This window comes from Klebsiella sp. BIGb0138 (assembly GCF_004342285.1).
Lineage (GTDB): Bacteria > Pseudomonadota > Gammaproteobacteria > Enterobacterales > Enterobacteriaceae > Klebsiella.
Window position 1 is genome coordinate 101,153 of record NZ_SMCV01000004.1, and the last position, 14,439, is coordinate 115,591.

General features: G+C 60.0%; 14 protein-coding genes. 10 read left to right on the plus strand and 4 right to left on the minus strand.

All coding sequences use genetic code 11. The annotated features are described in order from the left end of the window. Positions 1–67 precede the first annotated feature (67 nt). From phnS to EDF73_RS11265, 6 genes are all read left to right on the plus strand, one after another. Positions 68–1,081 carry a 2-aminoethylphosphonate ABC transporter substrate-binding protein gene (phnS, locus tag EDF73_RS11240; protein WP_132729197.1) on the plus strand — a complete coding sequence of 338 codons (1,014 nt, stop codon included), beginning with the start codon at positions 68–70 and terminating at the stop codon, positions 1,079–1,081. Between the two features lie 5 nt (positions 1,082–1,086). Then, entirely contained in the window at positions 1,087–2,199 is a 1,113-nt protein-coding gene (gene phnT / locus EDF73_RS11245; RefSeq protein WP_132729199.1) for a 2-aminoethylphosphonate ABC transport system ATP-binding subunit PhnT, read from the plus strand. Further along, on the plus strand, positions 2,199–3,059 hold the full coding sequence (gene phnU / locus EDF73_RS11250; protein WP_132729473.1) for a 2-aminoethylphosphonate ABC transporter permease subunit: 861 nt from the start codon (positions 2,199–2,201) through the stop codon (positions 3,057–3,059). Before phnT ends, phnU begins: the two co-directional genes overlap by 1 nt. A 2-nt stretch (positions 3,060–3,061) precedes the next feature. After that, positions 3,062–3,859: a 2-aminoethylphosphonate ABC transport system, membrane component PhnV gene (gene phnV / locus EDF73_RS11255; protein WP_132729201.1), complete on the plus strand. Its 798-nt coding sequence runs from the start codon at positions 3,062–3,064 to the stop codon at positions 3,857–3,859. A 269-nt stretch (positions 3,860–4,128) separates the two neighbouring features. Beyond that, positions 4,129–5,502 (plus strand): aromatic acid/H+ symport family MFS transporter, encoded by a 1,374-nt coding sequence (locus tag EDF73_RS11260; RefSeq protein ID WP_132729203.1) that lies wholly within the window; start codon positions 4,129–4,131, stop codon positions 5,500–5,502. A gap of 13 nt (positions 5,503–5,515) precedes the next feature. Next, entirely contained in the window at positions 5,516–6,778 is a 1,263-nt protein-coding gene (locus EDF73_RS11265) for a gallate dioxygenase (RefSeq protein WP_132729205.1), read from the plus strand. On the opposite strand, the gene EDF73_RS11270 is transcribed toward EDF73_RS11265, so the two are convergent. Continuing rightward, the gene (locus EDF73_RS11270; protein ID WP_132729207.1) at positions 6,754–7,995 is read right to left on the minus strand and encodes a LysR family transcriptional regulator; all 1,242 of its coding nucleotides are present in this window, start codon (positions 7,993–7,995) and stop codon (positions 6,754–6,756) included. The two genes, EDF73_RS11265 and EDF73_RS11270, sit on opposite strands and share 25 nt — an antisense overlap. Positions 7,996–8,122: 127 nt before the next feature. On the opposite strand from EDF73_RS11270, the gene EDF73_RS11275 reads away from it, so the two are divergent. From EDF73_RS11275 to EDF73_RS11290, 4 genes are read left to right on the plus strand one after another with little or no spacing between them, the layout of a single operon-like run. Beyond that, the gene (locus tag EDF73_RS11275; RefSeq protein WP_132729209.1) at positions 8,123–8,863 is read left to right on the plus strand and encodes a PIG-L deacetylase family protein; all 741 of its coding nucleotides are present in this window, start codon (positions 8,123–8,125) and stop codon (positions 8,861–8,863) included. Then, positions 8,860–9,573, plus strand: a complete 714-nt coding sequence (locus tag EDF73_RS11280; RefSeq protein ID WP_132729211.1) for a 4-carboxy-4-hydroxy-2-oxoadipate aldolase/oxaloacetate decarboxylase — start codon at positions 8,860–8,862, stop codon at positions 9,571–9,573. The genes EDF73_RS11275 and EDF73_RS11280 overlap by 4 nt, the downstream gene beginning before the upstream one ends. A 1-nt stretch (position 9,574) precedes the next feature. Then, entirely contained in the window at positions 9,575–10,657 is a 1,083-nt protein-coding gene (locus tag EDF73_RS11285; protein WP_132729213.1) for a 4-oxalomesaconate tautomerase, read from the plus strand. Beyond that, the gene (locus tag EDF73_RS11290; protein ID WP_132729474.1) at positions 10,657–11,523 is read left to right on the plus strand and encodes an NAD(P)-dependent oxidoreductase; all 867 of its coding nucleotides are present in this window, start codon (positions 10,657–10,659) and stop codon (positions 11,521–11,523) included. Before EDF73_RS11285 ends, EDF73_RS11290 begins: the two co-directional genes overlap by 1 nt. A gap of 7 nt (positions 11,524–11,530) precedes the next feature. Here the strand turns inward: EDF73_RS11290 and EDF73_RS11295 are convergent, their stop codons facing one another. From EDF73_RS11295 to murP, 3 genes are all read right to left on the minus strand, one after another. Then, positions 11,531–11,821 (minus strand): YicS family protein, encoded by a 291-nt coding sequence (locus EDF73_RS11295; RefSeq protein ID WP_132729215.1) that lies wholly within the window; start codon positions 11,819–11,821, stop codon positions 11,531–11,533. A gap of 100 nt (positions 11,822–11,921) precedes the next feature. Beyond that, positions 11,922–12,824, minus strand: coding sequence for an EamA family transporter (locus tag EDF73_RS11300; RefSeq protein ID WP_165905698.1), 903 nt, complete (start codon positions 12,822–12,824; stop codon positions 11,922–11,924). 162 nt (positions 12,825–12,986) lie between these two features. Then, the gene (gene murP, locus EDF73_RS11305) at positions 12,987–14,420 is read right to left on the minus strand and encodes a PTS N-acetylmuramic acid transporter subunit IIBC (RefSeq protein WP_132729217.1); all 1,434 of its coding nucleotides are present in this window, start codon (positions 14,418–14,420) and stop codon (positions 12,987–12,989) included. Positions 14,421–14,439: the final 19 nt, after the last annotated feature.

A 14,439-nucleotide genomic window follows, 5' to 3' on the forward strand; every position in this document is an offset into this window, starting at 1 on the left:
CCCCCGGTAGCGTGAAGGCAAATCTGGTGTAGACCAGAGTGACCGACAACCCGATGAGGCTTACACGATGAAACTCTCCCGACTTGCTCTGCTGTCCGTTTTCGCACTGACCAGTTCCCCGGTTTGGGCGGATGGGATCGTCACGGTCTATTCCGCTGACGGCCTGCATGATGGCGACAACAGCTGGTATCAGAACCAGTTCGACGCCTTCACCAAAGCGACGGGCATCAAAGTGCAGTATGTGGAAGGCGGCTCCGGCGCGATCGTCGAGCGGCTGGCGAAGGAACGCACCAACCCGCAGGCCGACGTACTGGTGACCGTTCCGCCGTTTATCCAGCGCGCCGCCAAAGAAAATCTGTTAGCTGAGTTTACCCCGCAGGGTAGCGAGCGAATTCCCGGCGCCAATGCCCATTACTCGCCGCTGGTGAACAACTACCTGACCTTTATCTACAACAGCCAGCTGCTGAAAACCGCCCCGGCAAGCTGGCAGGCGCTGTTGGATAGCCGCTACAAAAACAAACTGCAGTACTCGACGCCGGGCCAGGCCGGCGACGGTACCGCGGTAATGCTGCAGGCGTTCCACAGTCTGGGCGGCAAGGAGGCGGGTTTTGCCTATCTCGGTAAACTGCAGGCCAATAACGTCGGCCCGTCCGCTTCTACCGGCAAGCTCACCGCGCTGGTGAACAAAGGCGAGCTGTTTGTCGCGAACGGCGATCTGCAGATGAATCTGTCGCAGATGGCGCGTAACCCGAATGTGAAAATTTTCTGGCCGGCGGACGATAAGGGCGAACGTAGCGCGCTGGCGCTGCCGTACACCGTGGGTCTGGTCCAGAATGGCCCGCAGAGCGAAAACGGTAAAAAGTTGATCAACTTCCTGCTGGATAAAGCGGCGCAAACCCGCGTCAGCGCTCTCTCCTGGGGCCTGCCGGTACGCAGCGACGTGACGCCGACCGATAGCAACTATCAGGCGGCAAAAGCGGCGCTTGACGGCGTGAAAAGCTGGGAACCGAACTGGGACGATGTGGCCGTATCGCTGTCGGCAGACATTGCCCGTTGGCATAAAGTGACCGACAGCGAGTAGGCCTGATGTTGATGAAAACGACTGCTTCCCGCTCCCCGTCGATGATGGGGAGCACTGGAATTACCCTCGACTCTCTGCGCGTTTCGTACCACGGCAACGTGGTGCTGAAGCCGCTGTCATTGACCATCGAACCCGGCGAAGTGCTGGCGCTGATTGGTCCCTCCGGTTCCGGCAAAACCACGGTACTGCGGGCGATTGCCGGGTTTGTACAGCCGGCGGGCGGGCGGATCCTGATTGGTGATACCGATGTTACCGGGCTGCCGCCGTACAAGCGTGGTCTTGCCATGGTGGTACAAAACTATGCTCTGTTCCCGCATATGAAGGTGGAAGATAACGTCGCCTTTGGCCTGCGCGCGCAAAAGCAGCCGCAAGCGCTGATTGCTGACAGAGTGAACGAGGCGCTGAAGATTGTCGGGATGGCGGACTACGCCACGCGCTATCCACACCAGCTTTCCGGCGGTCAGCAGCAGCGCGTCGCCATCGCCAGGGCGATTGCCGTGCGTCCGCGGGTGCTGCTGCTCGACGAGCCGCTCTCGGCGCTGGATGCGCAAATACGCCATAACATGGTGGAGGAGATTGCCCGTCTTCACCGCGAGCTGCCGGAGCTGACCATTCTCTACGTCACCCACGATCAGACCGAAGCCCTGACCCTGGCGGACAAGATTGGCATCATGAAAGACGGCTCGCTGATTGCCCACGGCGAGACGCATCAGCTTTATCATTATCCGCCCAACCGCTTTAGCGCCGAATTCCTTGGGCGCGCCAATATTCTGCAGGCCACGGCGCTGACCGATAGCGCGGGTCCTGGGCTGGTCAGCGTCAGCTGCGGCGGTGGATTGATTCATGCTTTCAGTCAGGGTGGGCAGCATGGCAATAATAAGCTGCTGTGTATCCGCCCACAGCATATGAGCCTGGCACCCCGCTCGGCGACCAGTAACCGGCTCAGCGCCACGCTGACCTCGGTGCGCTGGCAGGGGGACTTGACCCATCTGCTGTGTGATGTTGCGGGTGAGGCGGTACGTATGGTGATGACGCACGTCAACCCGCTGCCGCGCGCGGGCGACAGGCTGGCGCTGTACTTTGAACCGAACGACGCGGTACTGATTGAGGTATCATGATGTCGCAGATGTTAACGCTTTCGCGCCCGGCGTTCAGCCTGCGCCCCTTCCTGTGGCTCCTGCTGCCGCTGCTGGTGCTGGCGAGCCTGTTTTTCTATCCGCTGCTGCTGATCGCCGAACAGGCGCTGCGCGATGCCAGCGGTCACCTGAGTCCCGAAACTTTCTGGCGGGTGATTGATTCCCGCCGTTTTATCAGCGCGTTGCTGAATACCTTACATATTGCGGTCTTTGCCACGCTCGGTTGCCTGGTTCTGGGCAGCGTCCTGGCGCTGATTCTGGTGTTTATTCCGTTTCCCGGCAGCCAGCTGATTAGCCGGGTGATTGATACTTTTATTGCTCTGCCGACCTTTCTGATCACGCTCGCCTTTACCTTTATTTATGGCTCTGCGGGGTTACTGAACGGCACGCTGATGTCGTTGTTGCATGTCGAACTGCCGCCGGTGGACTTCCTCTATTCCATCAACGGCGTGATTCTGGCGGAGATCACCGTTTTCACGCCGCTGGTGATGCGCCCGCTGATGGCCGGGCTGCGGCAGATTGATAAAAGCCAGCTGGAGGCGGCGAGCATTCTCGGGGCCCATCCGCTGCGGGTGATTGCCCAGGTGATCTTCCCGGCGGCGCTGCCGGCGCTGATGGCGGGCGGCAGCCTGTGCCTGCTGTTGACCACCAACGAGTTTGGGATCGTGCTGTTTATCGGCGCGAAAGGGGTGAATACCCTGCCGATGATGGTCTACAGCAAGGCCATTCTGGAGTCCGATTACAGCGTGGCCTGCACGATCGCGCTGATTAATATTCTGCTGTCGCTGGGGCTGTTTATGCTCTACCGGCTGGCCGCCGCGCGTACCGGCGTAAGGAGCTAACGATGTTAATCTGGTCGCGCAAAGGCCGTGCTGCGGCGGGAACCCTGGCGGTAGTGCTGTTTGCCGGGTTCTTCTTCCTGCCGCTGGCGGTGATTTTGATGTCCAGCCTTAGCCAGCAGTGGAACGGTCTGCTGCCGTCCGGGTTTACCTTCGGACACTTCGTAAATGCGTTTCGCGGCGCGGCCTGGGATTCGCTGTTCTCAAGCCTGGTGGTGGGCTTTTGCGCCAGTCTGTTCGCCCTGCTATGCGGCATGTGGGCGGCGCTGTCTCTGCGTCAGTTCAGCGCCCGGTGGCAAAAATATCTCGGGCTGGCGTTCTATCTGCCCAGTGCGATTCCTTCCGTTTCCGTTGGGTTAGGCATACTGGTGGCCTTCAGCCAGGGACCATTGCAGATGAACGGCACCTTCTGGATTGTGCTGGCGGCGCACTTCGTGCTGATTTCGGCGTTCACGTTCAGCAATGTCTCCACCGGGCTGGCGCGTATTTCGCCGGATATTGAAAGCGTTGCCTCCAGCCTTGGCGCATCGCCGTGGTATCGTCTGCGTTACGTTACCTTACCGCTGATGACGCCGTGGATGATCTCCGCGCTGGCGTTGAGTTTGTCGCTGTCGATGGGCGAGCTGGGGGCCACGGTTATGATTTATCCGCCGGGCTGGACGACGCTGCCGGTGACGATTTTCAGTCTTACCGACCGCGGCAATATTGCCGACGGCTCGGCGCTGACCATCGTGCTGGTGGGTGTGACGCTGCTGCTGATGATTAAGCTTGAGCGTATCGCCCGCCGGATGAGCCCGAAATAACGTCATCCCCGGCGGCGGCATGCTGCGCGGAGAGCTTATTATTCCGTAGGGCGCAATTCGCTCTTTGACCCCTGGCCCGCGGCCTCTGCGCCGCGGGTTTTTTATGCCTGATGTTTTGCTGCCCACCTCACAATATAAACAGAACTCATACCTGCCGTCGGTTTTTTGAACCGGACAGCGCCCGGTGACTGCCTTAAGTTGAATAGCAAAGTTCGCCATAAAAAACACAAACCAGAACATTCGTACCGCCTGCTTAAGGAAGTCACCCTATGAATCACTCTCGTGTAGTCGATGTGAAGTCGTGGATCGATGCCCGACCGATCTCACGTTTTCAGTGGAACGTCCTGCTGCTGTGTTTTGTCATCATTATGCTTGATGGCTATGACGCGGCGGTGATGGGTTTTATCGCCCCGGCTCTGATTGAAGACTGGGGCATCAGCCGGGCAGAAATGGGGCCGATCCTCGGGGCCGCCATGTTTGGCGTGGCCATCGGCGCGCTGGTTGCCGGGCCGCTTTCCGATCGCTACGGTCGCAAGCGTATTTTACTGTGGTCGGTGGCCTTTTTTGCTCTCTTCAGCCTTGCCGCCGCGCTGGCGCAGAGCCCGTCACAGCTGGCGCTGATGCGCTTTCTTACCGGGATGGGGCTGGGAGCGGTGATGCCAAACTGTGTGACGCTGGTGGCGGAATATATGCCCGAACGTCGTAAGGGATTGATGATCACACTGATGTACAGCGGCTTTAACGTCGGCTCCGGGCTGGGGGGCTTTATCGCCGCGGGTCTGCTGTCGCATTACAGCTGGCATTCGGCGCTGATCTTCGGCGGCGTACTGCCGCTGGTGGTGCTGCCATTCATGGTCGTCATGCTGCCGGAGTTGGCCATGAATATGGTGGCGCGTCGCTTACCGGGTGCGCATATTGCCCGGGTCCTCAACCGTCTGGGCGGCAGCTTCGATAGCAGCACCGTCTTTCAGCTCAATGCGCCGCAAATTTCACGGCGTAGTAAGGTAGCGCAGCTGTTCCGCAACGGCTATGCGCGCGGCACGCTCGCCCTGTGGCTGACCTATTTTATGGGGCTGTTTGTGATTTATCTGCTCAACGGCTGGCTGCCCACTATTTTACGTTCTGGTGGATTGTCGTTGCCGCAGGCGGCGATTATCACCGGCCTGTTCCAGCTGGGCGGCCCGCTGGGGGGCATCCTTGTCGGCTATCTGATGGACCGCGGCTCGGCAAAAGCGGTGATTGCAGTGACCTATTTCCTCGGCTGTATGTGCCTGTTAACGCAAGGATTGATGGACTTCGGTTCGGCGGCCCTGGCGGTGCTGATCTTTATCAGCGGTATGTGCATCAACGGCGCGCAGAATGGCCTGCAGGCATACTCTCCGGCCTACTATCAAACTGAAATTCGCGCCACCGGCGTTAGCTGGATGCACGGCATTGGCCGTAGCGGAGCGATACTTAGCTCTACCCTGGGTGGCGTGATTATGCTCGCCGTACCGGGCCACTCTTCAATATTTTTGGTGCTGGCGCTGCCGGCCTGCCTGGCCGGGGGCGCGATTTTACTGCACCGTATGAACCACCACCCTAAGCCTCGGGAAACAGAGGCGGATCTGAGCGCGCTGTCGCAAACGTTGCATAACCGATAAGTGGAGTTACCTTATGGCCAGAATACTCGGCGGGATCGCCGTTTCTCATACCCCGACCATCGGCTTTGCCGTCGATCATCACAAACAGCAGGAAGCGGCATGGGCACCTATTTTCCAGAGCTTTGAGCCGCTGCAGATCTGGCTTGATGAGAAAAAACCGGATGCGCTAGTCTATATCTTCAATGACCATGTGACCGCCTTTTTCTTCGATCACTACTCGACGTTTACGCTCGGGATTGATAACGAATACGCTGTGGCAGATGAAGGGGGAGGCCCGCGCGATCTGCCGCCGGTAAAAGGCGATGCGGCGCTCTCCAGGCATATCGGCGCGAGCCTGATGGCGGACGAGTTTGATATGTCGTTCTTTATGGACAAAAAGCTCGACCACGGCCTGTTCTCTCCGCTCTCGGCGCTGCTGCCGTGGCAGCAGGAAACGGGATGGCCGACGCGGGTGATCCCGTTGCAAATCGGCGTGTTGCAATTCCCGGTGCCCAGCGCCCGGCGCTGCTACAAGCTTGGCCAGGCGCTGCGCCGGGCGATTGAAAGTTACCCGGAAGATATCAACGTGGCGATCGTCGCGACCGGGGGCCTGTCGCATCAGGTGCATGGCGAGCGCTGTGGTTTCAACAATCCACAATGGGACGCGCAGTTCGTTGATATGCTGGTTAATGATCCGGAAAAGCTGGCTGAAATGACGCTTGGCGAGTACGCCACGCTTGGGGGGATGGAAGGGTCTGAAGTGATTATGTGGCTGGTCATGCGCGGCGCGCTGTCGGCTAACGTGACTGAAGCCTGGCGTGACTACTACCTGCCGTCAATGACCGGCATCGCCACCCTGATTCTGGAAAATAATGCCCGCACTCCGCCGGTGGATACCCTCAGTCGCCATCGTCAGCATATGGCACAGCAGCTGGCTGGCGTGGAAAAGCTGCCGGGGACCTATCCGTTCACCCATGAGCGTAGCCTGAATAGCCTGCGGTTGAACAGTTTCCTGCACCAGCTGATTCAACCCGCCTGGCGCGAGCGTTTTCTCAAGCAACCGCAGGCGCTATACGCCGAAGCGGGGCTGAGCGAAGAGGAGCAACGTCTGCTCGACGCGCGCGACTGGCGCGGGTTGATTCAGTACGGCGCCAGCTTTTTCCTGCTGGAGAAAATGGGGGCGGTGGTGGGCGTATCTAACCTGGATATCTACGCCGCCATGCGCGGACAGACGCTGGAAGAGTTCCAGAAAACGCGAAATCAGCAGGTGACTTACTCGGTGGCCGGAACCCGTTGACCTTGCGCGACCTGCTGCTGGATAAAGCTGAGTAGCGCCTGGGTCGCCGGCGACGGCAAACTTCCCGCGCGGAAGGTGAGCCCGATGCGGCGGGTGGTATCCGGCAGCTGCACCGGCAGTACGGTCAGCAGGCCATTGTCGATTTCGAAACACATCTGGCTGGCGGAAACTGCCGCCAGCATATCAGAGTCGCGTAGCAGGCCGCGCACCATCGCCGCATCTCCTGTCTCCACGGTTGGCTGCGGCAAAGGTAATCCCAATGTCAGAAACGCCCGCTCCAGCAGGCGTCGTGCCGGAGCATTCGAGCGCGGCAGTACCCATTGCGCGGCCGCTAGCTGACTCAGTGGATTGGGGTGGCGAAGCAGCGGGTGCTCATTGCGCAGAAGAATCAACATCTCTTCCTCAAACAGCGCCTCGCAGCTCAGGTCGGGCAGCTCTTCATCCTGACGCAGCGCGCCGATAATAAAATCGATATGTCCCGCGCGCATGTCGGAAACCAGCGACTCATATGGACTTTCGTTGGTCATCACCATAATCCCCGGATGATGCGCCAGAAAGGCGCGAATCGCCGCAGGCAGTAGCCGGGTACGGCTGAGCGGCAGGGCGCCGATGCGTACGCTACCCTCAAGCACCCCCCGACGGGCGGCAAGATCGCTCCAGATATTCTCCAGCTCGTTGAGTGCCCGGCTGATGGGCGGGTACAGCAGATCTGCTGCTGGTGTCGGCCGGACGCCTTCCGGTGTCCGGCGAAACAGGGCGGAATCGGCGCCTTTTTCCAGAATTTTCAGCGCTGCGCTGACCGCCGGCTGGGTGATACCCAGCTGCGTGGCGACGGTCTGCGTGTGGTTGACATGGTAGAGCTGCAGGAAGATCTCCAGCCGCCGGGTATTAAACAGCCAGCCGGCGTCCGGCAGCGCAGATGAGGCGCGGGCTTTCAGCTTGTGCAACAGGGCGGGAATCGCCTGTAAATCACCGATCGCGCGCAGGGCGCGCGGCAGAATACATTTACCGTACTCTGTCGCCACCATCCCGCTGTAGTGGCGCTCGAATAGCGTCACGTTCAGCGCCGCTTCCAGATCGCGGATTGCCCGGGTGATCGCCGACTGTGTACGAAATAAATCATCAGCGGCACGCGAGACGCTGCCGCGCTGAGCGACCTGGCAGAAGAAACGTAGCTGCATGATATTTATCGTCTTATCGTATTTTCTCTTCAACATTCTGTACCAGGCGCCAGGTTGTGAGCTTTCCTACAACATAAATAAAAATCATAGCCTTCGCAAGTTAACGAATTACCCGCGGACCCCGGGACATGACAAGCTGAAAAAAACAACAGAGGAAGCCATCATGTCTCATCCGCATAGCGAAAAAAGTGCCCTTGTCGTCAGCGCCCACTCCGCCGATTTCGTCTGGCGCGCTGGCGGGGCGATTGCCCTGCACGCCAGCCAGGGCTACCAGGTCCATATTGTCTGCCTGTCGTTCGGCGAGCGTGGCGAATCGGCCAAATTGTGGCGCAAAGGCAATATGACCGAAGAGACGGTGAAGCAGATCCGCCAGCAAGAGGCGCAGGCCGCCGCCGATATCCTCGGCGCCAGCGTCGAGTTTTTTGATATCGGCGATTATCCTCTGCGCGCCGATCAAGAGACGCTGTTCCGCCTGGCCGATGTGTATCGTCGCGTGCAGCCGCACTTTGTCCTGACTCACTCGCTGCAGGACCCTTACAACTACGACCATCCGATGGCCTCTAACCTGGCCCAGGAAGCGCGCATCATTGCCCAGGCGGAAGGCTATCGTCCCGGCGAAAAGATCGTCGCCGCGCCGCCGGTTTACTGCTTTGAACCACACCAGCCGGAACAGTGCCACTGGCAGCCGGATGTCTTGCTGGATATCACCAGCGTGTGGGAAAAAAAATATCAGGCTATTCAGTGTATGCAGGGCCAGGAGCATCTCTGGGAGTACTACACCCGGGTTGCGCTGCAGCGCGGCGTGCAGGCGAAACGCAATATCGGCATCACCGCCGCCCGCGATATCGTTCACGGTGAAGCATATCAGAGCATCTTCCCTCGGGTGACGGAGAATCTGGCATGAAGCTATTGAATAAAAAAGGCATTGTTATCCGTAATCTGCCGCGCCTCGACGCGGCGACGTTACAGCAGTTTGCAACAGCTGGGGTGGCAACGATTCATGAAGCGCACGATCGGCAGGGGTTGATGGCTCCAGCCATTCGCCCGATTCAGCAGGGCGTCAGCCGGGCGGGGAACGCCGTCACGGTGCTGGTGACGCCGGGCGACAACTGGATGTTCCACGTGGCGGTCGAGCAGTGTCGCGCGGGGGATATTCTGGTCGTGGCCCCGACCTCGCCCTGCGGCGATGGCTTCTTCGGTGACCTGCTGGCAACGTCGCTGCAATCACGGGGCGTGATCGGCCTGGTGGGCGATATCGGGATCCGCGACTCGCATACCCTGCGAGAAATGGGCTTTGCCGTGTGGTCGCGCCAGGTCTATGCCCAGGGGACGGTGAAAGAGACGTTGGGATCGGTCAACGTCCCGGTAGTCTGCGCCGGGCAGCTGGTTACCCCCGGCGATGTGGTGGTGGCGGATGACGACGGCGTCGTGGTCGTACCGTATGCACAAGCCCGCGCGGTGCTGGCAAAGGCGGAAACCCGAATGGCTAATGAAATGGCAAAGCGCGATCGGCTGCGCGATGGCGAGCTGGGGCTGGATATTTACGCCATGCGTCCGCGTCTGGCGGAAAAGGGGCTGCGTTATTACGACAATGCGGACGATGTGGAGGGCTAAGATGGCGCAACGCAAGATACCCTGCCTGCTGATGCGCGGCGGTACCTCGAAAGCCGCCTGTTTTCTGGCGGACGATCTGCCGTCAGACCCCGTGCAGCGCGATGCGGTGCTGCTGGCGGCGATGGGCTCGCCGGACGTCAGACAGATTGATGGCATCGGCGGCGGCGATCCGCTGACCAGCAAAGTGGCGATTATCCGCCGCTCCGCGCGACCAGACGCTGACGTCGATTACCTGTTTGCTCAGGTTAACGTCGATAGCGCAGTGGTCGACTACGGGCAGAACTGCGGCAATATTCTCGCCGCCGTTGGGCCGTTCGCGATTGAACGCGGCCTGGTGGCCCACGCGGCGCCGCTGACCCAGGTGCGAATCTTTATGGAAAACACCGGTCAGACGGCCATCGCTGAGGTGCCTTGCGATGAAGACGGCGTGGAGTATGCGGGCGGGACGCGCATTGACGGGGTACCGGGATATGCCAGCCAAATCGTACTGAATTTTCTTGATGTCGCAGGTTCCAGCTGCGGCGCGCTGCTGCCAACCGGGAGCGCCATTGACCGCTTCGACGGTATCGAGGTGACCTGCATCGATAACGGGATGCCGGTGATTTTGTTGCGCGCCCGCGACCTTGGGCGAAGCGGCTATGAAACCCGCGAACAGCTGGATAGCGACAGCGAGCTGAAACAGCGGCTGGAGTCGATACGCCTGCAGGCCGGCCCACGAATGAATCTGGGTGATGTTGCCCGGCGTACGGTACCGAAAATGACCCTGATCGCCGAGCCGCGCGACGGCGGCGCGATTGCCAGCCGGACCTTTATCCCTCACCGCTGCCACGCGTCGATTGGCGTATTTGGCGCAGTCAGCGTCGCCAGCGCCTGCCTGATCCCCGGTTCGGTCGCCGAGGGGCTGGCGCGGGTGGGCGACAATCCGCTTATCAGCGTTGAGCACCCCAGCGGCGAGTTCAGCGTTGCCCTGCGGCGCAGCGCGCAGGGTGAACTGGCGGGCTGCGGTCTGCTGCGTACCGCCCGCCTGCTGTTTTCCGGCGAAGTCTGCATTCCGGCCAGGGTCTGGCCGCGTAAGGAGCAATGATGACGGCAATAACATTTATTGGTTTCGGCGAAGCTGGCGGGATTCTGGCGGGTGATTTGGCACGGGAAAATGACGTTACCATCTGGGATCGCAAGCTTCAGGGCGCAGAGCGCGCAGCGATGCGGGAAAAAGCGCATCTGGCAGGCGTCCGGGTTGCGGACTCGCTTGCCCAGGCGCTGGAGGGGGCAACGCTGATCTTTTCCACCGTGACCGCCGGCTCGGCGCTGGAAGTCGCGCTGGCAGCAGCCGAATACGTACGTGAAGGCCAATTTTTCCTCGATTTGAACTCGGTAGCGCCTGAAACTAAACGTATCGCGGCCAATCGCTTTTTGCCCGGGGCCTATCTCGATGTGGCGGTAATGGCGCCGGTACCGCCGGCGCGGCTGAGAACGCCGTTGCTGATTGGCGGCGTACAGGCTCGCGCGCTCGCGGAACGCTTAGGCGCCCTGGGGCTTAACGCTCGTTACGGCGCGGATGACGTGGGCAAGGTGTCGGCCATTAAAATGTGCCGGAGCGTCATGATCAAAGGCCTGGAGGCATTGACGACCGAATGTCTGTTCGCCGCCCGCGAATATGGAGTGGAAGAGCAGGTCCTGGCGTCGCTGCATAGCAGTTTCCCGTCGCTGGGCTGGAACGACGAGTTTCCGGGATATCTGATTAGCCGGGTGGCTGAACACGGTATTCGCCGCGGTGAGGAGATGGAAGAGGTCGTGAAAACGCTACGTGACGCAGGCGGGGCGGGGCTGATGAGCCGGGCGACGGCACAGGCGCAACGCCAGCTGCCGCAGAACATGGCCGCACGCGGCCTGAACTATACGCAGCTGGTCCCTTTCGACTGGAAAGCGCTGGCCCTTAAGCTGAAGTGATTACTGATTACTTCGCCGGGCAGCCGATCTTCCCGATTGCTGCCTGATACTGCTTCTGGTTATTACGCTCTTTCGCCAGCGTCGCCTCGCGGACGTATTCCTGGTTTTGCTTCGACGCGAGGACTTTATTGGCAAAGTCGGTATCGCTGAGGGTGGTCGCCGGGGCGCATTTTTCCTTCACCGCCGTCAGCACCTGCTGCTTTTGTTGCTCGAACTGCAGACTTTGCAGAGGTGATTCGGCCCAGGCCGCCGTCGCGCTCAGGCTGGCGATCAGACACACAATCCAACACGCTTTCATCGACTTCTCCTTAAGTAGTGGCTTCAGTCAACTATATGCGCAGGAGGCGAAATGCGCAAATTGGTCGGATATTAAATCTTTTAAAATCAGTAGATTGACTTTATCCTACCCGAACCCGCCGCCGGGAATCCACGGCGATCAGCACCACCGATGAGAGAATCAGTAACGTGCCGAGCCAGTCCGGTAGCGTAAAGGTGATGCCCAACAGCAGGAGCGAGAGCAGGGCGCTGCTCAACGGCTCGGCGCAGCTGAGAATACCTGCCTTCGCGCCGCCAATCATCTGCGCGCCATTTAAATAGAGACTGAAGGTCAACGCGGTGCCAATGACCACCAGATAGAAGAACGCCAGCAGCAGACGGCCGTTGACCACAAAGCTGGCCCCCTGGCCGCCATAGAACGGCAGCAGCATCGCCCCGCCCAGCAGCATACTCCAGCCGACGATCGGCAGGGTGCCGTAACGGGCGATAAGCGTTGACGGCCAGGTGGTATAGAACGCGGCGGCAAAGGCCGAAGCCACCCCCCAGAACAGCGCTGCGGGCGATATCGACAGCGTGGTCGGATTGCCATGGGTGACCAGCAGGAACGTCCCCGCCAGCGAAGTGCCGATGGCGGCCAGCACCAGCGGCCCAGGCCGCGTTTTACGCGCCAGCGCAAACCAGGCGACGATGATCGTCGGCGACAGGAACTGCAGCACCGTCGCAGTGGCGGCGTTCGATTTTTCAATGGTCATCAGGAAGGTGAACTGCACGGTCAGGGCGCCGAACAGCGAAAAGATCAGCAGGCTGATGGCGTCTTTACGGTTTCGCAGGACGCGGAAAATTCGGTCGCCGTGGACGAAAGAGAGCATCAGGAGAATCAGGCCCGCGAACAGCAGGCGCGTCATGGTCAGATACGGCGACGACATCTGGCTTTGCTGCATAATGTACTGCGCGCAGACGCCGGAACTCCCCCATAGCACGGCGGCTATCAGAACGTTCAGCATCCCTTTTTTGCTGGAGCCCATCTTTTCCTCAGGTGAAATAGCGCAAAACGGGCATCATAGCATGCGCGAGGCCGAAGCGCCGGGCAGGAAACGGCCGTCGTGAAACGGTGCCCGGCGTTGTATGTCCTGGCTAAGCGGCGCATAGTCGGCGCTGTGCGTTACGGCCTCGGCCGGGCCTGCCGCTCAGCTCAAATCGACGTTTTTACTGGCAAACAGCCAGGTAAAGACGAAGCCGCAGAGGTAGGCAACGGCGAGCCCGGCGGTGTAGACCGCCATACCTGCGTAGATCCCGCTTGCCGAGGTCATCAGCGGCAGCGCCACCAGGCCAGAGGGGCCGAACACCGTGTTTAACCCTACCGGCAGACCGAGCCACGCAATCAGGCCGAGGAAGAAACCGCCGCAGGCGCCGCCAATACAGGCGGTGATGAACGGCTTCATTCGCGGCAGGGTGACGCCATAAATCAGCGGTTCGCCAATGCCGAGAAAGCCTGGAATGATCGCCCCTTTAATCTGGGTACGCAGCGTTGAGCCGTGCTTCGCCCGCCAGTAAAGCGCCAGCGCGGCGCCAACCTGCCCGGCTCCCGCCATCGCCAGAATCGGGAACAGCGAGTTAAAACCTTGCGCATCGACCAGCGCAAAATAGACCGGCACAAAACCCTGGTGAACGCCGAACATCACCGCCAGCAGGAACAGCCCGGCCAGCACCGCAGAGCCGAACGGGTTACCGTTGAGATGCAGGAACAGCCACGACATCCCGGTAAACAGCCAGCCGCCAATCGGCATAATCACGGTAAACGTTATCGCGCCCATAATCAGCAGGGTGACCGCCGAGGTGAGGATCATATCGAGGTTGGCTGGCATTATGCGGCGCACCTGTTTTTCCACCCATGCGCCCAGAATCGCGGCAATCAGCACGCCGATAATGTTGCCGCGCGGGTCGATGCCGTGGCCAAAGAAGGTGGTGATCCCGGAATAAAAACCGCTGGTCGCCTCGGGGTTGTAGCCAAGGACAAACAGCGAAGCAACGATCGCTCCGTTGACCCCGGAACCGCCGAACGCCTTCTGCGCGTTATAGCCGATCAGAATGCTGAGGAAGGTGAACATCCCTTTGCTGAAGACTTTCATATAGCCGATCAGCGCGACCAGGGGCGCGTTCGGATGGGCATTTTCCAGCACGAACATCTGCTCCGCCAGCGTTGCGAAGCCGAGCAGCAGCCCGACGGCGATAAAACCAGGGATCAGCGGGGTAAAAATGGTGGCGAATCGGGCAAGAAACTTCTGCACGCCGCTGGTTTGCCTGCTCTTTAGCGCCTGCTTTTTCTCTGATGCGACATCCGCCAGAGAAGGCGAGCCGGCCGGCGCCTCATCCAGCAGCCCGTTCATCATTTCCGCCGCGGTTTGCGCTTTGCCGGGCCCCAGCACCACCTGGAACTGCTCATCGCTGACGATAACCCCCATCACGCCCTCAATCTGGCGGATGGCGGCGCTATCGGCGAGCTGCTCATCACGTAAGGTTAATCGCAGGCGGGTCATACAGTTCCCCGCCTGGGCCACGTTCCCGGCCCCGCCTACATGCGTAAGGATCCGCGCTATCATCTCTTTATTTATTTTTGCCATTGCACGTTACCTGTTTGTC